Here is a 20,142-nt window from a genome sequence, read left to right on the forward strand (position 1 = left end):
CCCGCGGCTCCCGCGGCTCCCGCGGCTCCCGCGGCTCCCGCGGCTCCCGCGCCCGGGACCGCCCCCGCCTCCGCGTCCCCGCTCGCGCCCGGCGGCGCACCCGGCGGCGCACCCGGCGACGGCGCGGACGCTGGGGTCACCGACACCGACACCGACACCGTGCTGGAGCTGCTGTTCCAGGCGCGGTTGCTGACCGCCGACGGGGATGTCGTCGACCTCGCGCACGAAGCGGTGATCTCGGCCTGGCCGCGGTTTCGCGGGTGGGTCGAGGAGGACCGGGAGCGGCTGCGGCTGCTGCGGCACCTCACGGAGGCCGCGGCGGCGTGGGACGCGCTGGACCGTGATCCGGGGGCGCTCTACCGGGGGAGCCGGCTCGCCGGCGCGCGGGACGCCTTCGGGGCGGGCGGGCGGGACGCGCTCACCGCGATCGAGGCGGACTTCCTCGACGCCGGCACCGCCGCACACGCGCACGAGGTCAGGACGGCCGCGCGGGCCACGCGCCGGCTGCGGGCGCTGACGGTGACGCTGTCCCTGCTGCTCGTGCTGGCCGTCACCGCGGGCACGGTCGCCTGGCGGCAGAGCCGGGCCAGCGACGCGGCCCGGCGGGCGGCGGTCGCCGCCCAGCAGATCACCCTGTCGCGTCAACTGGCCGCCCAGTCCGGCTCGGTGATGAGCACCGACACCGAACTCGGCATGCTGCTGGCCGTGCAGGCCTACCGCGTCAGCCCCACCCCCGAGGCCACCGCGGCCCTCTACCGGGCCGCCGCCGTACCGCTGGTGGCGCGTTTCGCCGGCTCGGAAGTGCCGGTGCGCAAACTGCTCTTCAGCCATGACGGCCGCACCCTTGCGTGGGCATCGGAGGACGGTTCGGTGTTCGACGCCGAGGTCGCCACCAGCCGGCCGAAGCCCGTCCTCGGCGCCGACAGCGCACCTGCGGAACTGGCCTCGCCCCTGTCGGTGGCGCTGGCCTTCAGCAGCGACGACCGCACCCTCGTCAGCGGCTACGCCACCGCCGTGGCCCGTACGACCGACCTGGCGACCGGCAGGACACGTACCGTCCTGCCGGGCTACCCCGGCGCCAGGGCGGGGCAGTACCCGACGTCCGGCGCGGAACTCGCCGCCGACGGGCGCACCCTGGTCACCTACGCCCGCGACACCCGGGACGGAATCGTCGCCTGGAACACGGCGACCGGCCGGTCCCATATGGCCGTCGGGGGCTGGCGCGACCTCGAAGGCCTCAGCCCGGACGGGCACGTCGTGGCCGCCTGGGGCACGCAGGGCATCGGCCTGTGGGACACCGCCACGGCCCAGCGGCTCACGACGCTCACCCGTTCCGCGGGCACCGTCGCCTTCAGCGGGGACGGCCACACCGTGGCCCTCAGCGGCGACTCCGGCGGAGTGGGCGTCTGGCACTGGACCGCGGGGCACAACCCGGCGCCGGTCCTCTCCGCCGCGGACACCGCTGCCGCCGCCGGCGCCTCGGGGACGATCGCGCTGAGCCCGGACGGGCGGCTGCTGGCCGCCGGCTCGACCGACGGGGCGATCCACCTGTGGAACACCGCCACCGGCCGCAGCCAGACGCTGCTCAACGACCTCACCGGCACCGTCACCGCCCTGGCCTTCAGCTCCGACGGCCGTGCGGTGGCCGCCGGTACGGCGGACGGCACGGTCCGCGTGTTCGACACCGCAGGGATGGCCCCGACGACCCTGGAGCCCGTGCACGGGGACGGTCCGCGGGTGACCGATGCGGCCTTCGCCGAGCACGGCCGGCTGCTGGCCACCGGGCAGACCGACGGCACCGTACGGCTGTGGTCGACCGCCACCCGGCGGCCGGCCGCCACCCTCGGTTCGCCGGACGGCAAGCGAGCTGTGGGGCAGGTGTGGTCCACGGCGAGCGGCGCGGGCGTGCTGAGCCTGGCGAGGGACGGCACGCTGGAGCTGTGGGACACCGGCACCCGCAAGCGCCGTGTCCTCGACCGCATGGTCCGCTCGGCGGCGCTCAGCGCGGACGGCCGTACCGTGGCGGCCAACGTCTTCGATGGCTACACCCTGACCGGCGGCTGGGACAGCACGGTCGACGTGTGGGACATGGCGGGCGGAGCGGCCGACCCGGTGAGGTGGGCCACCGCGGGCAATGCCGCGTACCAGCTCATGGTGCTCAGCCCGGACGGGAGCACCATGGCCGTGCTCGGCGACGAGGACGCGGTGAGCCTGCTGTCCACGGCGACCGGCCGGACCCTGCGCAGCTTCCCGATGCCCAGGAGGGCGTCGGGCGGGCCGAGGTACGGCCACCCGCCCTACCCCACGGTGGCCTTCAGCCCGGACGGGCGGCTGGTCGCCGGGGGCGGCAACGACGGGACCACCTGGGTGTGGGACGCCGGCTCGGGACAGCAGAAGGCGGCTCTGACCGCCAGCACCTCACCGGCGACGGCCGTCGCCTTCAGCGCCGACGGCACCACCCTCGCCGTCGCGGCCACCGACGGCACCCTGCGCCTGTGGGACGTGTCCACGGGACAGGTCCGCACCACGCTGAACACGGGTTCCGCGGCCCTGCCCGGTCTGGCGTTCAGCCCCGACGGGAGGACGCTGGTCGCCGTCAGCAAGGAGGGCGCGGTCCTGACCTGGACGGTGGCGCTGCCCCGTCCCGCCGCGGCGGTCACCGCCGTCTGCGGGCTCGTCCACCGGGCGCCGACCGCTCAGGAGACCGCGCGCTACCTGCCGCGGCAGCGCCTTCCCGCGGCGTGCCCGCGCCACTGATCACCCCTGGCGGAGTATCGCCGTGCCGCCGGGCGGGAGGGTCAATCCGGCCGCGGGGAGCGGGCGGGCGGTCAGCAGGTCGTGGCCCTCGGTGCGGACCGCCACCGGGGACGCGGTGTGGTTGAGGAGGAAGAGCCAGCTCGCCGTGCCGTCGGGGGCGTGCCGGCGGACGGCCTCGACGCCGCGGGGGAGCGGGAGTTCGGGGTGCACCTCCGCGCCGGCCGCCACCCGGGCGACCAGGGCGCCGTAGGCGGCGTCGTCGAGGCGGGTGGAGGCGTACCAGGCGGTGCCGGCGCCGTAGCGGTTCCGGGTCAGGGCGGGCTGGTCGGCGAGCATGCCCTCGGTGTACGTGGCGAACGCCTCGGCCGGGGCGGTCAGGCGCAGGGACTCGCTCCACGTCGTGGACGTCGAGCCGTCGGACAGCCGCAGGGACGCGCCCGCGGCGAGGGGCCGGAACTCCTCGACCCGTACGCCGAGGGCCTCGCGCAGCGGCTCCGCGGGGTAACCGCCCAGCCGCGCCTGGTGGTCGGGGTCGACGACGCCCGCGAAGTGCTGGACCAGCAGGGTGCCGCCGGTCTGGACCCAGGCGCGCAGCGACTCGGCGGCGGCGTCGGAGAGCAGGTAGAGGGCGGGGGCGACGAGCAGCCGGTAGCGGGACAGGCCGGGGTCGGCGGGGTGGGCGAAGTCCGCTGTGATCCCGGCGTCCCACAACGCCCGGTGGGCGCGGCGTAGTTCGCCGTGGTAGTCCAGGTCCGCCGACGGCAGGCCCTGGCCGTCCAGCGCCCACCAGCAGTCGGAGTCGTGCAGCACGGCCGCCTGCGCCCGTACGACGGAGCCCGTGACCTCCCCGAGCCGGGCCACCACCGCGCCGGTGTCGGCGACTTCGCGGAAGATCCGGGAGTCGGGTCCGGCGTGCGGGACCATCGCCGAGTGCCACACCTCGGCTCCGGCCTTCGACTGCCGCCACTGGAAGAACAGCGCGCCGTCCGAGCCGTGGGCGATGTGCGCCAGCGAGTGGCGCAGGATGTCGCCCGGCTCCTTCGGCAGCGTGCGGTCCGCGGTGTAGACGGTGTTGGCGCCCTGCTCGACCAGCAGCCACGGCTTGCCGCCGCCGAAGGAGCGGGCGCGGTCGGCGCCGAAGGCGATGTCGGCGGCCGCGTCCAGGCCCGGCCCGCACGGGTAGTGGTCGATGCCGACGACGTCGACCTCGCGGCCGAAGGACCACAGGTCGAGCGTCTGGTAGCCGGGCAGCATCAGGTTGGTGGTGACGGGGCGGTCGGGTGCGGTGTGCGCGCGGATCGCGTCGCGCTGCTCGCGGTAGGCGGCCAGCGCCTCGTCCGACCAGAACCTGCGGTAGTCCAGGGCGAGTCCGGGGTTGCGGTGCCACTGGGTGGCGCGCGGCGGCAGGATCTCGTCCCACGAGCCGTAGCGCTGGCTCCAGAAGGCCGTTCCCCAGGCCTCGTTGACCGCGTCCAGGGTTCCGTGGCGGGCGCGCAGCCAGGTTCTGAAGGCGGCCGCCGCGTGGTCGCACCAGCAGACGGTGGCGTATTCGTTGTGGACGTGCCACATCGCCACGGCCGGGTGCTCGCCGTAGCGCTCGGCGAGCGCGGTCGCGATGCGCAGCGCGGCCTGCCGGTAGGTGGGCGCGGCCAGGCAGTACGTGTCGCGGCTGCCGTGGGTGAGGCGTACGCCCGTGTCGGTGACGGGCATCGCGTCGGGGTGCGCGAGGGTGAACCACGGCGGCGGTGACGCCGTGGGCGTCGCCAGGTCGACGGCGACACCGTTGGCGTGCAGCCGGTCCAGGTGCGCGTCGAGCCACCCGAAGTCGTAGCGTCCCTCCTCGGGTTCGAGCAGCGCCCAGGAGAAGACCCCGACCGTGGCGAGGTTGACGTGCGCCCAGCGCATCAGCAGGTCGTCCTCCTTCCACACGGACTCGTCCCACTGCTCGGGGTTGTAGTCGCCGCCGAAGGCCAGCCGCCCGCCGAGCCGGCCGGTCAGGCCCCCGGTGGGGCCGCCGGTGGGGCCGCCGGTCATGACGCCTCCGCGGCGATCGGCAGCTGCGCACCGTCCCGCAGGAACAGCGGGATGCGCTCCAGGGGCGCCGCCACCAGGGCCGTCGTGCCGCCCTCGTAGGCCTGCCCGGTCCACGCGTCGGTCCAGCGCACGCCCGCCGGCAGGTAGACCTCGCGCTCCCGCGCACCTGCCTCGACCACGGGGGCGACCAGCAGGTCGGGACCGCACAGGAAGGAGTCGGCCGCCGCCCAACTGGCGGCGTCGGCGGGGAAGTCGACGAACAGCGGCCGCATCGGCGGCAGTCCGCGCTCGGCGGCCGCCCGCATCTGCGCCATCAGGTAGGGGCGCAGCCGCTCGCGCAGCAGGAGGTAGCCGCGCAGGATCTCGTACGCCTCCTCGCCGTACGACCACACCTCGTTGTCCAGGCCGGTCATCGCCGGTTCCAGGACCTGCTCGGGTCCGCGGAAGCCGTGCAGCCGGAACAGCGGGCAGAAGGCGCCGTACTGGAACCAGCGCACGAGCAGCTCGCGGTAGGCCGGGTCGCCGGGGTCGCCGCCGTGGAAGCCGCCGATGTCGGTGGTCCACCAGGGGATGCCGGACATCATCACGTTCAGGCCGGCCGCTATCTGGGTGCGCAGCGACGCGAAGGTGGTGGCGATGTCGCCGGACCACAGCGCGGCCCCGTAGCGCTGGGCGCCCGCCCAGGACGAGCGGTTGAGCGAGACGATCTCGGTCTCGCCGGCCGCGCGCAGGCCGTCCCAGACCATCCGGGCGTTCTCCCGCGGGTAGAGGTTGCCGACTTCGAGGCCCGGTCCCGCGTGGTAGCGCAGGTTGGCCGGGTAGCCGGGCTTCAGCTCGGGTTCGCAGGCGTCGAGCCAGAAGACCTTCACGCCGTGCGCCAGGTAGTTGTCGCGCAGCCGGTCCCATACGTACGCGCGCGCCTCGGGGCTCGTCGCGTCGTAGAAGGCGACCTGCGCCGAGTACGCGCCGAGGCCCTTGTCCGGCCAGTCGGCGTGCGCCAGCGGGCCGTACTCGGTGCCGACCAGCAGCCCCTGGTCGCCCATCGGGTGGTAGTTGTCGCTGGCCGGGCTGACCGACGGCCACACCGAGACCATCAACCGCACGCCCATCGCGGTGAGTTCGTCGACCATGGCCTGCGGGTCGGGCCACTCGGCGGGGTCGAAGCGCCAGTCGCCCAGATGCGTCCAGTGGAAGAAGTCGCAGACGATGACGTCGAGCGGCAGCCCCCGGCGGCGGTACTCGCGGGCCACCTCCAGCAGTTCCTCCTGGGTGCGGTAGCGCAGCTTGCACTGCCAGAAGCCGGCCGCCCACTCGGGCAGCACGGGGGCGTGCCCGGTGGCGTCGGCGTAGTGGCGCAGGATGTCGGCCGGCTCGCCCGCGGTGACCCAGTAGTCGATCTGCCGGGCGCTGTCGGCGACCCAGCGGGTGCCGGTCGCGGCCAGCTCGACCCGGCCGATGGCGGGGGAGTTCCACAGCAGCCCGTAGCCGCGGCTGGAGACCAGGAAGGGGATGCTGACCTCGGCGTTGCGCTGCACCAGGTCGATCACTGCGCCCTTCTGGTCGAGCATGCCGTGGGTGTGCTGGCCCAGGCCGAAGAAGCGCTCGTCGTCGTAGGCGCGGAAGCGCTGCTCCAAGCGGTGGTAGCCGTTGCCGGTCGCGGTGTGCAGGCGCGGCCCCGGCCACCAGAAGTGGTGCGGCTCCTCGGCCAGCAGCTCGCTGCCGTCCGCGGTGCGCAGGAACGTCAACCGGCCTGCGGCGCCGGGCAGATCGGGGGTCAGCCGCCCTTCGGTGCCGGCGTCGATCCGTACGGTGAGCGCGCCGTTGACGAGGGTCGCGGAGTGCTCGCCGACGGTCACCACGGGGGCGGCGGGCAGCGTGGGGGTCTCCAGCAGCGCGCCCGGCAGGCCGTCGAGCAGGTCGCCGCTCGCGACGGCGCGGACGCGGACGGCGTCGGGACCCCATGCCTCGACGCGCAGGGTCTCGCCCTTGGCCCGCCACTCCAGGGCGTGGCCGAGATCGCGGAAGAAGGTGGGCATGCGAAGGCTCCCTGTGCTGCTCGGGTGGTGCGGAACGAGGTGTCGGTGAAAAGGGGGAAGGGGAGAAGGGGAGAGGCGGTCAGCGGACCGGCGCGGGGCCGCTGCTCTCGCGCGGGGTGAGCACCGGGGTGAGCAGGCTGACCTCGGCGGTGGGCCGGTCGTCGAGCCGGTTCATCACCAACGCCACCGCCTGGCGGCCGAGTTCGTGGGCCGGGCCGGTCACCGCGGTCAGCCGCGGCGAGTACTGCTCGGCCAGCGGATCCGGGCACAGCGCGACCACCGAGGCGTCTTCGGGAACGACCCGGCCGCTGGTGCGCAGCAGGCTCAGCAGCGGTCCGATCGCGCCCTCGTTCTGCACCACGAAGCCGGTGGTGGCCGGGCGGTCGGCGAGGATGCGGGACAGCGCGCCCGCCGTGCTCTCGTAACTGCCCTCGCACGGCCGGTGCAGCACCCGCAGGCCCCGCTGGGCCGCCCGCTCGCGGAAGCCGCTCAGGGTCCGCTCGGCGTACCCGGCGTGCCGCTGGTAGACGCCGGGCGCGTAGCCGATGAAGGCGATGTCCTGGTGGCCGAGGTCGGCCAGGTGCTCGGCGCACAGCGCGCCCGCCCCGGCGAAGTCGTGGTCCACGCAGGCCAGTCCGCGGGTGTCGGCGGGAAGGCCGATCAGCGCCGCGTGCGTACCGGTCTCGCGCAGGACGGGGATGCGGGCGTCGTCCAGCTCGACGTCCATCAGGATCACCCCGTCGGCCAGACCGCTCGCGGCGACCCGGCGTACGCCCTCGGGACCCTCGTCGTTGGTGATCAGCAGCACGTCGTAGCCGTGGCTGCGTGCCGCCACCGTCACGGAGATGGCGATCTCCATCATGATCGGCACATAGACGTCGGTCCTGAGCGGGACGACCAGCGCGATGATGTGCGACCGCTTCCCGGCCAGGGCGCGGGCGCCGGCGTTGGGGTGGTACCCCAGCTCGCTGATCGCCTTCTCGACGCGCTCCCTTGTCGGGGACGAGATCGAGCGCTTGCCGCTGAGGACGTAGCTCACGGTGCTCGCGGAGACGCCCGCGTGCTTGGCCACCTCAGCCAGTGTCACCATGCTGGTGAACCCTTCGTTTCGTGCTGCCGGTTGTTCGTGGTGTCGCCTGGGGGCCGGTCCCGTCACGCAGCGGGGGATGGGCGCGCGGGACCGGCCCTGTCTGTGGGGTCAGCCCTTGATCGCCCCGGTAAGCATGCCCTTCGCGAAGTGCTTCTGCATGAACGGGAAGACGATGGTGATCGGGAGCAGGGTGAGGACCACGACCGCCATCTGCAGTGACAGCGGGGCGGTCTGCGAGTGGCCGGCGACACCGAAGCCGCTGTTCACCTGCCCTGGCATGTTCATACCCCGGTTCACGTACTCGTAGAGCACCATCTGCAGCGGCCACTTCTGGCTGTCGGCCGACAGGTAGAGCATGGCGTTGAAGAAGGTGTTCCAGTAACCGACCGCGTAGAACAGCGAGATGACGGCGGTCACCGCGCGCGAGGTGGGCAGCACCACCGACCACAGGATGCGCCACTCGCTCGCGCCGTCCATCCGTGCCGCGTCGATGAGTTCGGCCGCGGTGGAGGAGTAGAAGCTGCGCAGGACCAGGATGTTGAAGACGCTCACCGCGCTCGGCAGGATCAGCGCCCAGTACTTGCCGAAGCCGCCGAGCCCGTTGACCACCAGGAAGGTCGGGATCAGGCCGCCGTTGACGAACATCGTGACGACCAGCACGAGCAGCAGGAAGCGGTGGCCGAGCGAGCGCGAGCGCGACAGGCCGTACGCGCACAGCACCGACACCGCCATCGAGATCGCGGTGCCGACGACGGTGATGCCCAGCGTCACCAGCAGCGACCGGCGCACGGTGTCGTCGCTGAGCATCGTGGTGTACGCGTCCGTGGTCAGGCCGTCGGGGACGATGACCAGGCCGCCGGCCCGGTTGATCGCCCCCGGCGTGGAGAAGCTGGTGAGGACGACGCAGTAGAGCGGCAGCAGGATGAGCACCACCACGGCGCCCAGCGTCAGGCCCTTGGCGCCCTCGCCCGCGACGGACGGCGGCTCCTCCCAGGACGGGCGGTTCGGGTGGCGCGGACGGCTGCGCCCGCCTGCGGAAGGTGCGGTGAGGGTGGTCATTTCCGGTACAGTCCGTCCTCGCCGAAGCGGTGGGCCAGCTTGTTGGCACCCCAGATGAGCAGCAGCGAGATCACGCTCTTGAAGATGCCCGCGGCAGCTCCGTAGCTGTAGTTCTGGGTGCCGATGCCGTAGTAGAAGGAGAAGGTGTCGAGCACGTCGGCGGCGTCGTGGCCGACGGCGTAGCGCTGGATCAGCAGCTGCTCGAAGCCGACCGACAGCGCGTTGCCCAGCCGCAGCACCAGCATCAGCACGATGACGCCGCGCATGCCGGGCAGCGTGATGTGCCACATGCGCCGCCAGCGCCCCGCACCGTCGGACGCGGCCGCCTCGTAGAGGTTCTGGTCGATCGCGGACAGCGCCGCGAGGAAGACGATGATCCCCCAGCCGGCGTCCTTCCACACCACCTGCGAGGTGACCAGCAGCGAGAAGGTGTGCGGGTCGGTCATCACGTCCCACGTGCCCATGTCGTGCGACCGCAGGAAGTGGTTGAGCAGTCCCGCGCCGCCGAGCATCTGCTGGAAGAGGGTGACGACCAGCACCCACGAGTAGAAGTGCGGCAGGAAGGTGATGGCCTGGATGATCGAGCGGATGCGGGAGTTGAGCACCGAGTTGAGCAGCAGCGCGAGCAGGATCGGGATCGGGAAGAACAGGATCAGCTGCACCGCGCTGATGTAGAGGGTGTTCTCCATCGCGTGCCAGAACAGCGGGTCGCCGAAGAGCTGGCGGAAGTTGGCGAAGCCCGCCCACTCGCTGTTCCGTATCCCGTCCAGCGGGTCGTAGTACTGGAAGGCGGTGATGGTGCCGACCATCGGCAGGTAGTTGAAGACCAGCAGAAGCGCCACGGCGGGCAGCGTCATCAGGATCAGCGACTTGTCCCTGCGCAGCCGGACGCGCCAGTTGCGCCGGACCTCCGGCTGTACGCTGCCCGCGGCCGTACGGCCGGCACCCCCGTCGCCGGCCGGCTGCCCGCTCTTGTCCCGCTCGTCCTCGCCCTGTTCGGCGACGGTCGACGCCATCGTTCCTCCTCGGTGATGCGTTCCGGCCTGACCTACTGGCCGGTGCCGAGCTTGTCCATGACGGTCGTCTGGTACCACTGGACGAGGGCGTCGCCGCCGCCGCTGCCCTTCCAGGTGCTCAGCGCGTCCTGGAAGGCGGAGACCGGCTTGATGCCGTGGTAGACGTCCTTGATGGTGTCCTCCACGGCCTGCCCGGCGTCGGCGGTGGCGTAGCGCTGCGGCACGGTGATGTTCATGTTCCAGAACACCGGCTTGTAGGCGTACTTGGCCGCCTCGGAGTTCCACGCGCAGCGGTCCCGGGTCAGCTGCGGGTAGTCCGGGTTGGAGATGACGTTGACCGGGGTCGCCAGGAACGGGAAGGTCTGCGCCTGCACGTTGGCCAGTCCGGACTTGGTGGGCGTCGGCCCGTTGGCGCCGTGGCTGTAGTCGACGCCCTCGACGCCGAAGTTGACCAGGGTGTACTCGGCGGTGCCGTAGGGGGCGGCCATGTAGTCGGCGATCCGCAGGCACTCCTCGATCTGCGCGGGCTTGAGCTTCGCGTTGAGGTAGCTGAACTCGCCCGCGGAGGACGACAGGAACAGCCGCGGCGGCTTGGTGCCGTCCGCCGAGAAGGGCTTGAAGGACTCCCTGCGGTAGCTCTTGGTCGCCGCCTGGCCCGCCTGCGCGTCGGCCTCGTTCCAGGCGCCGGTGCCGTCTGCGGTGATCAGCACCTTGCCGGCGTAGAAGCGGGTCTTGGCGTCGTTGTTGTTGCCCGCCAGCGCGTCGGGGTGCACGTAACCGGACTTGGCGACCTTGTAGCACCAGTTGAGCGCCTCGATGAACTCCGGCTGCTCGTACTTGTGCACCAGCTTGCCGCCGGTGACGGTGAACTTCTGCGAGAAGTCGAACATCTCGTGGATGTACGGCCACAGGTCGTCGAAGGCCCACACGTTGCCCTTGGCGTCGGTCAGCTCCTTGCCCAGGTTCAGCAGGTCGTCGCAGGACTTGATGTCGTCGGCGTTGATGCCCTTCGACTCGAAGACGTCACCGCGGTAGAAGTACTGGCCGGGCAGGCCGAAGCCGCTGGAGAAGCTCGGTATGCCGTAGAGCTTGTCCTGCCACATGCCGGCCGTCCACGCGCCGCTGGGGATCGCGGCGAGGTTCGGGTACTTCTTGACCTTGTCCCCGGCCAGGTACGGGGTGAGGTCGGCCAGCTGGGTGCCGCACAGCTCGCCGACCTTGAAGTTGGAGTTCCACCAGCCCGGCAGCTGCACCCAGTCGGGGAGTTTGCGGGCCGCGGTCAGGGTCGTGATGGTGGTGTCGTACGTGACACCGTTGGCCGGCTTCATGGTGAGCGTGGCGCCCAGGGCCTTGTTCACGGCCTGGTAGAAGGGGTTGTTCGCCGCCGGGATGGTGCCCCACAGCGGGGTCAGCGCGGTGTAGCTGCCGCCCGCGCCGGGGATCTCGGAGACGGACTTGGCGGGGTTCGCCGGGTACTTCAGGAAGCCCGGGTCGGTGACCGCGCTGCCGGCGCCGGTCGTCGAGGGGATGTCGGCCTGCACCGCGGTGCTCGCCACGTAGGTCGGCAGCGCGGCCGCCGCGCCCTTCTTGCTGTTCGTACCGCCCTTGCGCCGGGTCGTGCTGTTGCTGCCGCCACCGCCGCACGCGGCGATCAGCGGGGACATGGCTGCGGCGCCGGCGACGGCGACCGCGCCGTTCACAAAGGATCTGCGGTTCAACTCGATGCTCATGATGGGGCGGCCCTTCGCCTGAGAGGTTCCGTGACGAGCGTCGTGCAGGTGGGAGAAGTCCTGGGCGTCGCAGCGGCGGATGCCGTCCGCATCAATCGAAGCGCTTCGACGTTGCGGCGAGACTAGCCACGGCCTATCAGTTCGACAAGTGGTTGCGCAGAAAGAATTCGTCGACGGTGCTGAGCGCTGGATTCTGCCATTCTGCCTGGCCAGCACGGGTGTTGGGGCGTAGCGAGCGGTGTCGGTCCACCGAATGATCAGTCGCGGTGACATGGTTGACACGGCCACGATCCACATGTCAGCGTCGAAGCGTTTCACCACCGGTGCGGACGCCCGCTGTCGGACCGGTCCCGTCAGCGCCCGAACGCCGGCCCAACGCCGCACTCTGCAAGGGGTTTCCCGCTGTGAGTACCGTCTCCGTGCCTGCCGAGCTGCCCGCCGAGCCGCCCGTGGACCAGCTGCCGTTCCGCGATCCCGCGCGCCCGCTGGGCGAGCGCATCGACGACCTGCTGTCCCGGCTCACGCCCGACGAGCGGATCGCGATGCTGCACCAGTACGGTCCCGCGGTCCCGCGGCTGGGCGTCGAGCCCTTCCGCACCGGCACCGAGGCGCTGCACGGCGTCGCCTGGCTCGGCCCCGCCACCACCTTCCCGCAGGCCGTCGGACTCGGCGCGACCTGGGACGACGAGCTGATCGAGGCGGTCGGCACCGCCACGTCGACCGAGGTGCGGGCCTTCCACCACCACAGGACCCCGGCGATCGGCACCGGGCGGCACAGCCTCCAGGCGTGGGCGCCGGTGGTCAACCTGCTGCGGGACCCGCGCTGGGGCCGCAACGAGGAGGGCTACTCCGAGGACGCCCTGCTCTCCGCCCGCCTCGGCGACGCGTTCTGCCGCGGCATGGCCGGCGGCGACCTTGAGCGGCTGCGTACAGCCCCGATCCTGAAGCACTTCCTCGCCTACAACAACGAGGACGACCGCACCACCACGTCGTCGGGCGTGCGCCCGCGGGTGCTGCACGAGTACGACCTCGCGGCCTTCAGGCCGGCCGTCGCCAACGGCTCCGCCACCGGCGTGATGGCGGCGTACAACCTGGTCAACGGCCGACCCTGCCATGTCAGTCCGCTGCTGGAGAGCGAGCTGCGGCGGTGGGCGCGGCCGACCGGGCACGAGCTGTTCGTCGTCAGCGACGCCGAGGCGCCGTCCAACCTGGTCGACCCCGAGCACTACTTCGACGACCACGCCGCCGCGCACGCGGCCGCGCTCAAGGCCGGCATCGACTCCTTCACCGACCACGGCGAGGACACGCAGACGACCTTCGGCCGGTTCACCGAGGCGCTCGACCGCAGGCTGATCAGCGCGGCCGACGTCGACCGGGCGGTGCGGCGGCAGCTCGAAATCCGGTTCCGGCTCGGCGAGTTCGACCCCGGGCAGGGGCCGTACGCCGGCACCGGCTGGGACGTCGTCGACTCGCCCGGGCACCGGGCGCTGTCGCTGCGGGCCGCCACCGAGTCGATCGTGCTGCTGCGGAACGAGGCGGTGGGCGGGGCGGTCTCGGGCGGGGCGGTCTCGGGGGGTGCGGATTCGGGCGGGGCGGTCTCGGGCGGCGCCGGAAACGCTGCCGGGGTGCTGCCGCTTGCCGTCGAAGGGCGGCGGGTCGCGGTCGTCGGGCCGCTCGCCGACAGCCTCTCCGAGGACTGGTACAGCGGCACGATGCCCTACCGGGTGACCGTTGCGGACGGGCTGCGCGCGGCCGTCGGCGCGCGCGGCGGCTCGACCGTCGTGGTCGAGGGCGTCGACCGCATCGCGCTGCGCGCCGCGTCCACCGGGGGACTGCTCACCGCGGCCGGGGCGGACGCCTGCCTCGTCGTGACCGACACGCAACCCGGGGACGACGCCGCCCAGTTCGACCTCTTCGACTGGGACCTGGGCGTCCTGACCCTGCGCAACGCGCGTACCGGCCGCTACGCCGGGCTCGTCGACGCCGACCAGTCGCTCGCCGCCGACCGCGTACAGCCCGCCGGCTGGGACGTGCACGAGACCTTCCGGCTCGAACCGCTCGGCGACGGTACGGAGGCGCTGCGCTCTGTGTACAGCGGGCGCTACGCCGTGGTCGACCCCGGCAGCGGTGCGGTGGCCCTCACCGCCGAACGGGCGGCGGACGCCGAGCACTTCACGCGCACGGTGGTGCGCGACGGCGTCGCCGAGGCCGTCGCGGCCGCCGCGGGCGCCGACGCCGTCGTCCTGGTCGTCGGCAACGACCCGCTGATCAACGGCCGCGAGACGCAGGACCGGGCCGGCATCGCCCTCGCGCCCGCGCAGGACCGGCTGCTGCGGGAGGTCGTCGCCGCGCGGCCCGAGACGGTGCTCGTCGTCATGAGCAGCTACCCCTACGCGGTCGACTGGGCCGACGCGCACGTGCCCGCCGTGCTGTGGACCTCGCACGGCGGCCAGGAGACCGGCCGGGCGCTGGCCGCGGTGCTGCTCGGCGAGGCGGACCCGTCGGGGCGGCTCCCGCAGACCTGGTACCGCGGCGACGACGAGCTGCCCGGGCGGCTCGACTACGACATCATCAAGGCCGGCTGGACCTACCAGTACCACCGGGCCGCGCCGCTCTACGCGTTCGGGCACGGGCTGTCCTACACGCGGTTCACCCTCACCGACCTCGCGCTCGACGCGGCCGGCATCCCGCAGGACGGCTCCGTGACGGCGACCGTCACCGTCACCAACTCCGGTGCGCGGGACGGGGTCGAGACGGTGCAGCTGTACGTCCGGGCGGTGGACGCGGCCGGTTACCAGGCGCCGCGCCTGAAGCTCGCCGGCTACCGGAAGGTGCGGCTCGCCGCGGGCGCGTCGGAGCGGGTCTCCTTCCCGCTGGCGGCGGGCGACGCGCTGGCCCACTGGTCCGTGGCCGAGGGCGACTTCGCCGTCGAGGCCGGCGCGTACGAGGTGCTGGCCGGGCGCTCGTCCGCGGACCTGCCGCTGGCGGCGGCCCTCACGGTGAGCGGCCCCGCGCCCGCGCCGCGCCAGGTCGTCGGGCACCGGGTCCGTGCGGTCGACTTCGACGACTACGAGGGCGTCACGATCGTCGACTTCACGCCGGTCGACGGCGACGCGGTGGCGCCGTCCGGCGCCTCGGGGACGCTCCTCTACCGTGCCGTCCCCCTCGACGGCGCGCGCGCCTTCTCGGCGGAGGTCTCCCGTACGGCGCCCGGCGCGGCGGCCCTGGAAGTCCGGGCCGGCGATGCGCTCGTGGCCACGCTCGCCGTCCCGTCGACGGGCGACCGCTACGCCTGGACCCGGATCACCGCAGACCTCCCGGCCCCCGCGTCCGGCGTCCACGACCTCCACATCACCCTGCGGGGTGAGCTCCGGCTCCACACCTTCACCTTCTCCGGCTGAGCATCCGCCGCACGGGGGTGCGCTTCCGCTGGGCGCGGCGCCGGTGGGGTGCCCCGTGCGCCGGGGTGCGCTTTTCGCCGGGCGTGGGGGTTCGGCGGTTCCCTTTGCGCAGGGGGTGCGCCTTGCGCGGGGCGCGGAGACCGGGGGGCTCCCCTTCGGGAAGGGGGTAACCCCAGGGGCGCGTGGGGGTACCCCCAGGCGTAGCTCTGGGGGAGAACTGCGCGCTCAGCTCCCACCGGGGCGCGGGTCGTCACCGGCCCAAAGGGGCTGTTCGGTCCTCTCCCAGACCTTCGCCTGGGGATGCCCCCATGCGCCCCTGGCGGCGTTCCCCCTGCGCAGGGGGAACCCCACAACCGCCGCGGCCGGCGGAGGGCGCCGCCCTGCGCAAGGGCGGCCGGTTACGGGGTGAGGTGGTAGGGGCGGCCCGGGGGGAGGGTGAGGGTGCGGGGGGTGGGGGTGGAGGGCCAGCGGACGCGGAGGGTGGTGGGGCGCTCCGCGCGCAGGATCGCGGAGCGCAGCGTGGAGGCCGACCACGCGAGGTGCTCGACGGTCACGCCGCCCCGGGCGCGGAGCCCGCGCACCTCGCCCGCGGGCCAGGCCGGCGGGAGTGCGGGCAGGAGGTCGAGGACGTCACCGTGCGACTGGACGAGAAGCTCCGCGATGCCCGCCGTCGCCCCGAAGTTGCCGTCGATCTGGAAGGGCGGGTGCGCGCACAGCAGCGACGGGTAGACGCCGCCGCCGTCCGCGTCGGACTCCACCGGGCGGAGCATCACGCCGAGCAGGCGGTGCGCGGCGGCGCCGTCGCCGAGGCGTGCCCACAGGCCGATCTTCCACGCCGTGGACCACCCCGTGCCCTCGTCGCCGCGCAGCTCCAGGCTGCGCCTGGCCGCCGCCCGCAGCCGCGGACGGGTGAGGGCGGCGCCCGGGAAGAGGCCGACCAGGTGCGAGAGATGGCGGTGGTGCGGCTCGGTCTCGGGCCGCTCGACGTGCCATTCGAGGAGCTCGCCGCGGCTGCCGACGCCGAGCGGCCGCAGCCGCGGCAGCGCGGCGGCGATGTCGGCGAGCAGGGCCGCGTCCGCCGCGGGGCCGGCCTCCGGGGCGGATTCGGCGAGGAAGCCGAAGAGTTCGCGGGCCAGCGTGAGGTCCATAGCCGTGGACAGGTCCACGGACGCGGGGCCGTCCGCCGTCGAGAAACGGTTCTCCGGCGACGTGGCGGGGCCGGTGACGAGATACCCGTCGGCGTCCTCGGTGAGCAGCCCGAGCAGGAACCGCGCGGCACCTGCGGCGACGGGCCAGCCGCGTTCGCGCAGGAAGTCCGCGTCGCGGCCGTAGCGCCAGTGCTCGGCCAGGTGCAGGGAGAGCCAGGCGCCGGCGAGCGGCCAGTGCGACCACATGGGGTCGTCGTTGCCGTCCCCGACAGGCCAAGTGGCCCGCCACAGGTCGGTGTTGTGGTGGCAGGTCCACCCGTCGGTGCCGTAGAGCGCGCGGGCTGCCCCGGTGCCGGCGGCGGCGAGTTCGGCGACGAGGTCCAGCAGCGGCTGGTGGCATTCGGGCAGGGCTGTGCTCTCCGCGGGCCAGTAGTTCATCTGCGTGTTGATGTTGACGGTGTAGTCGCAGTGCCAGGGTGGGGTCACCGAGTCGTTCCACAGGCCCTGGAGGTGGGCCGCCTGGGTGCCGGGGCGGGAGGAGGCGAGCAGCAGGTAGCGTCCGAAGTCGAAGAGCAACGGCGCCAGTTGCTCGTCCCGCGGCCCGTCGTCGGCGGCCGAGTCCCGTAGCCGTACGTCGAGGGGCAGCGCCCCGGGCGGCGGCACGTCGTGCAGGTGCAGCCGTACCCGGTCCATCAGGGCGCGGTGCTCGGCGGTGTGGGCGTCGTACAGGTCGGACCAGGGGAGCGGCCAGGCCGCCGTGATGGTGGCGGCCGCCCGGCGCAAGCACTCCTCGGGGTCGCCCAAGGGCGTACGGTCGCGACCCGCGAAGCCGGTGCGCACGTCGACCAGCAGGGTGCAGGCCGCGACGCCGCGCAGCAGCAACCGGTCGCCGTCCGCGGTGACGTCACCGCCCGCGCAGCGCACGCGCACCAGCGCGGCCGCGCTCATCGCGGGGTCGTCGTGCTCGACGACCGGCCCGCGGTCCGCGTCGTCCCCGACGTGGGAGGGCGCGGTCAGCAGCAGCGCGAGCCCGTCCTCGCCGAAGGGCCGGACCTGGTGGCGCAGTTGGGGCGTACGCCAGAACAGCTCCGCGTCGAGTCCGCCGGGCCGGTCGGTGCGCAGGCCGATCAGCAGCAGGCCGGTCGCGGTGTCCGCGAGGACCTCCTGGAGGACGCCGCCGGTGAACTGCCGGGCCACCCCGTCCCGCAGGTCCAGCTCGCGGACCAGGCCACCGCCGCCGTCCGCCGTCCGCAGGACGAGGTCGCCGACCGGCTGGAAGGCCTCAGCCCCGCGCCCCTGCGCGGCCTTGAGCTTCTCCCCCGCGGCCACGTGCCGCCCGGCCCGCAGGTCGGCCCGTACGTCGTCGAGCAGCCCCGCGGGCACGTCGGGCGGTGCGGCGGACGGCGGCCCGGACCAGAAGGTGTCCTCGTTGAGGGAGAAGCGCTGCTCGGTCGGCGGCCCCCACGCCATCGCGCCGAGGCGGCCGTTGCCGACGGGCATGCCCTCGGCCCAGCGCGGCGCGGGCCGGTCGTACCAGAAGGGGGAGGTAGGCAGCATCGTCAGCACGCACCCGTCTACGCCGGCTCCCCAGCCGCGGGCGACCCTACCGCCCGCGACCGGGGTGCGCACCCGGCGGGGTCGGCTCCCCGGCCGGCCGGCGGCAGCCCGGTGCGTACGGACTCGCCTTTGTGCGGGTCGCGGTGCGGGGAGCCCACCGCCGCCGCGGCTACTCCAGCGTTCCGCTGATCGCGGCCGCGGCCGCGCAGTTCGTCGGGGCCGCTCCCGAACCCGGCGGGGGTGCCGGGCTGCCGGCAGGAGACGGTGATCGTCACCTTCTGGCCCTCGGTGACCAGGATCGCCGAGGCCCAGTGGAAGTCCTGCTCGCGGAAGTTCTCCAGCGCCGGCGCCAGCAGCGTCTTGCCGCCGACCGCGATCGTGACCGTGCCCGAGTCGCCCTGCGGGTTCTCCGGCACCAGGTCGGTCAGCCGCAGCGTCTTGCCCGGCGGCACCGGGTACGCGCCGCTGCTGGTGTCGCCGCCGGCCGCCCCCGCGGTCAACCGGGTGGAGAACAGCCCGGCGTTCGGCCTCCGGACCCCAGGTATGCCCCGCTTGTTCGTCCCCGTGTCACGGAATGCGGAACGCCGGACCCGCCCACCGGGTCCCGGGTCGTACGCCAGTACGCACGATCAGCGCCGGACCGCGCGGTGCAGCGACAGCGCGAGCAGGGCGACCACCGCAGCCGGCGGCAGCCACCAGGCGTTGACGCCCGCCGCCACCAGGGCCGCGGTCGCGCCGAGCGCGAGGACGACGCCGAGCGCGATACGCCAGTCGTCGCCGACCACGAAGTCGTACCAGAAGGCGCCGAAGGCGCGCAGCCGCCGCATCACCCCGCCGCTCCCGTCGTGTTGTCGCGCCGCAGCAGGGCGGCGCAGCCCGCGGCGAGGGCCGCGACGGCCGGGACGATGACCAGCACGGCCACGTCCCCGCCCGGCCAGTCCGCGCCCGTGCCCTCCGTCGACCAGAACAGGCCGAAGGCGGTGAGCATCGTGCCGACGGCGAACTTCATGGTGTTCTCCGGCACCTTGGCCAGCGGTGCGCGCACCGCGACACCGACGCCCGCGACGACCGCCACGGCGGCGGCCGCGCCCAGCACCGCCACCGGCACGTCGTGCTGGTTGGTCCCGAACGTGACCACGATGAAGGCGACTTCGAGGCCTTCGAGGAACACTCCCTTGAAGGACAGCGTGAAGGCGTACCAGTCGCGTACGACCCCGCGCCCGCCGGTGCCCGCGGCCTCGGCGGCGGCGACCTGCCGGGCGTAGCGGGCCTCCTCGTCGTGCAGCTCCTTGTGGCCCGACGCGCGGAGCACCGCCTTGCGCAGCCACTGGAGCCCGAACACCAGCAGCAGCCCGCCGACCACCAACCGCAGCGCGCCCAGCGGGATCAGCCCGATGGCCGGCCCGAGCGCCCCGACGGTGGCCGCGAGCGCGACCAGCGCGGCGCCCGTGCCCTGCAGCGCCGACCCCCAGTGCCGGCTGGTCCCCACGGCCAGCACGATGGTCAGCGCCTCGACGGCCTCCACCGCGCAGGCGACGAACACCGTCGCGAACAGCACCCAGGCACTCACCCGCGCACCGCCCCGTCCCGGCGCCGCTGCCGGCGCCACTGTCTACAGCCCTGTAGCACTTCCGCCCCCGAGTCTGCCACGAGCGGCCGGACCCGGAGGTGTACGCGTACGGACGAGGTGTTTCAGTGCCCCGCGGGCGGGCCTTCCCGCGGGTTCCCGCGGGCCTTCCCGCGGGCCGAGCGGCGGCCCGCGGGCGGCCGTGCAGCGGCCGAAGTGCCGCTTCCCGGCGTCGCCCGCATCCCGCAGGGCAGCGCAACCGCTGCGAGACGGCCCCGGCTATATGTCCGTCACGGCGTATGAAGCGGGGGCCGTGTCGCCGGTCCGCTTCTCGACGAAGAGGGCGTACTGGGCCTGCTGCCACATGATGATGCATTTGGCGGGTGAAGCCGCGTGTGGTGCGATGCTCGCCAGGCTCTGGCCGCCGGACTCCTGGATCGCCTGCGGGGTGGGGGAGTTGGCGCCCGGTGATGACGACGGTGCGGCTTGACTCGCCGCTGGCATATGCGGGAGGCTTACCGCCGTGACGGAGGTGGGCTCCGCCGCTGTCGCCGCGGAGGTGCCGACGGTCATCCCTGCGAGGCAGGCCGAGGCGACCATGGCTATGGCCTGCATGCGAGCGTTGTTCACGTTCATCCGATTTCGGTAGCGTGCAAAGAGAAACAGTGGACAGCAACGCTACTGCCGGGTGAAAGCCGCGCGCAAAAAAGGGCTGGGCTCGCCCATGCCCGCGATACGATGACGCGT

Annotated in this window: 13 protein-coding genes; 2 read left to right on the top strand and 11 right to left on the bottom strand. The window is 73.4% G+C overall.

Annotation, left to right across the window (positions count from 1 at the left end; translation table 11 throughout):
* On the top strand, positions 1–2,757 hold a 2,757-nt coding region (locus tag NFU81_RS36805; RefSeq protein WP_251500334.1), incomplete at its 5' end, for a WD40 repeat domain-containing protein.
* On the opposite strand, the gene NFU81_RS36810 is transcribed toward NFU81_RS36805, so the two are convergent.
* The 6 genes from NFU81_RS36810 to NFU81_RS36835 form a co-directional block, all read right to left on the bottom strand.
* Positions 2,758–4,791 carry a beta-galactosidase gene (locus NFU81_RS36810; RefSeq protein ID WP_251500335.1) on the bottom strand — a complete coding sequence of 678 codons (2,034 nt, stop codon included), beginning with the start codon at positions 4,789–4,791 and terminating at the stop codon, positions 2,758–2,760.
* A complete protein-coding gene (locus NFU81_RS36815) occupies positions 4,788–6,827 on the bottom strand; it encodes a glycoside hydrolase family 31 protein (RefSeq protein WP_251500338.1) in 2,040 nt (679 codons plus the stop codon). The genes NFU81_RS36810 and NFU81_RS36815 overlap by 4 nt, the downstream gene beginning before the upstream one ends.
* 79 nt (positions 6,828–6,906) lie before the next feature.
* Complete coding sequence (locus tag NFU81_RS36820; RefSeq protein ID WP_251500341.1) at positions 6,907–7,917, bottom strand: LacI family DNA-binding transcriptional regulator; 1,011 nt, start codon at positions 7,915–7,917, stop codon at positions 6,907–6,909.
* Between the two features lie 108 nt (positions 7,918–8,025).
* Positions 8,026–8,976, bottom strand: coding sequence for a carbohydrate ABC transporter permease (locus tag NFU81_RS36825; RefSeq protein WP_251500342.1), 951 nt, complete (start codon positions 8,974–8,976; stop codon positions 8,026–8,028).
* Positions 8,973–9,992 carry an ABC transporter permease gene (locus tag NFU81_RS36830; protein WP_251500345.1) on the bottom strand — a complete coding sequence of 340 codons (1,020 nt, stop codon included), beginning with the start codon at positions 9,990–9,992 and terminating at the stop codon, positions 8,973–8,975. The genes NFU81_RS36825 and NFU81_RS36830 overlap by 4 nt, the downstream gene beginning before the upstream one ends.
* 32 nt (positions 9,993–10,024) lie before the next feature.
* A complete protein-coding gene (locus NFU81_RS36835; RefSeq protein ID WP_251500347.1) occupies positions 10,025–11,722 on the bottom strand; it encodes a type 2 periplasmic-binding domain-containing protein in 1,698 nt (565 codons plus the stop codon).
* 404 nt (positions 11,723–12,126) lie between these two features.
* Between NFU81_RS36835 and NFU81_RS36840 the strand changes: the two genes are divergently transcribed.
* Positions 12,127–15,123 (top strand): glycoside hydrolase family 3 protein, encoded by a 2,997-nt coding sequence (locus tag NFU81_RS36840; RefSeq protein WP_251500349.1) that lies wholly within the window; start codon positions 12,127–12,129, stop codon positions 15,121–15,123.
* Between the two features lie 398 nt (positions 15,124–15,521).
* Here NFU81_RS36840 and NFU81_RS36845 read toward each other — a convergent pair whose 3' ends face one another.
* The 5 genes from NFU81_RS36845 to NFU81_RS36865 form a co-directional block, all read right to left on the bottom strand.
* The gene (locus NFU81_RS36845) at positions 15,522–17,828 is read right to left on the bottom strand and encodes a glycoside hydrolase family 95 protein (protein WP_251500352.1); all 2,307 of its coding nucleotides are present in this window, start codon (positions 17,826–17,828) and stop codon (positions 15,522–15,524) included.
* Between the two features lie 17 nt (positions 17,829–17,845).
* Positions 17,846–18,328, bottom strand: a complete 483-nt coding sequence (locus tag NFU81_RS36850) for a hypothetical protein (RefSeq protein WP_251500353.1) — start codon at positions 18,326–18,328, stop codon at positions 17,846–17,848.
* Positions 18,329–18,457: 129 nt separating this feature from the next.
* Positions 18,458–18,655: a hypothetical protein gene (locus NFU81_RS36855; RefSeq protein ID WP_251500356.1), complete on the bottom strand. Its 198-nt coding sequence runs from the start codon at positions 18,653–18,655 to the stop codon at positions 18,458–18,460.
* A complete protein-coding gene (locus NFU81_RS36860; protein WP_251500359.1) occupies positions 18,655–19,398 on the bottom strand; it encodes a hypothetical protein in 744 nt (247 codons plus the stop codon). Before NFU81_RS36860 ends, NFU81_RS36855 begins: the two co-directional genes overlap by 1 nt.
* A 276-nt stretch (positions 19,399–19,674) precedes the next feature.
* Positions 19,675–20,031 (bottom strand): hypothetical protein, encoded by a 357-nt coding sequence (locus tag NFU81_RS36865; protein ID WP_251500361.1) that lies wholly within the window; start codon positions 20,029–20,031, stop codon positions 19,675–19,677.
* Between the last annotated feature and the right edge of the window lie 111 nt (positions 20,032–20,142).

This window comes from Actinacidiphila cocklensis (genome assembly GCF_907177275.1).
Classification (GTDB): domain Bacteria; phylum Actinomycetota; class Actinomycetes; order Streptomycetales; family Streptomycetaceae; genus Actinacidiphila; species Actinacidiphila cocklensis.

Bases quoted from the DNA above. Each gene is read 5' to 3' on its own strand.
- NFU81_RS36810 (WP_251500335.1), bottom strand. From the start codon at position 4,791: ATGACCGGCGGCCCCACCGGCGGCCCCACCGGGGGCCTGACCGGCCGG.
- NFU81_RS36815 (WP_251500338.1), bottom strand. From the start codon at position 6,827: ATGCCCACCTTCTTCCGCGATCTCGGCCACGCCCTGGAGTGGCGGGCC.
- NFU81_RS36820 (WP_251500341.1), bottom strand. From the start codon at position 7,917: ATGGTGACACTGGCTGAGGTGGCCAAGCACGCGGGCGTCTCCGCGAGC.
- NFU81_RS36825 (WP_251500342.1), bottom strand. From the start codon at position 8,976: ATGACCACCCTCACCGCACCTTCCGCAGGCGGGCGCAGCCGTCCGCGC.
- NFU81_RS36830 (WP_251500345.1), bottom strand. From the start codon at position 9,992: ATGGCGTCGACCGTCGCCGAACAGGGCGAGGACGAGCGGGACAAGAGC.
- NFU81_RS36835 (WP_251500347.1), bottom strand. From the start codon at position 11,722: ATGAGCATCGAGTTGAACCGCAGATCCTTTGTGAACGGCGCGGTCGCC.
- NFU81_RS36845 (WP_251500352.1), bottom strand. From the start codon at position 17,828: ATGCTGCCTACCTCCCCCTTCTGGTACGACCGGCCCGCGCCGCGCTGG.
- NFU81_RS36855 (WP_251500356.1), bottom strand. From the start codon at position 18,655: ATGCGGCGGCTGCGCGCCTTCGGCGCCTTCTGGTACGACTTCGTGGTC.
- NFU81_RS36865 (WP_251500361.1), bottom strand. From the start codon at position 20,031: ATGAACGTGAACAACGCTCGCATGCAGGCCATAGCCATGGTCGCCTCG.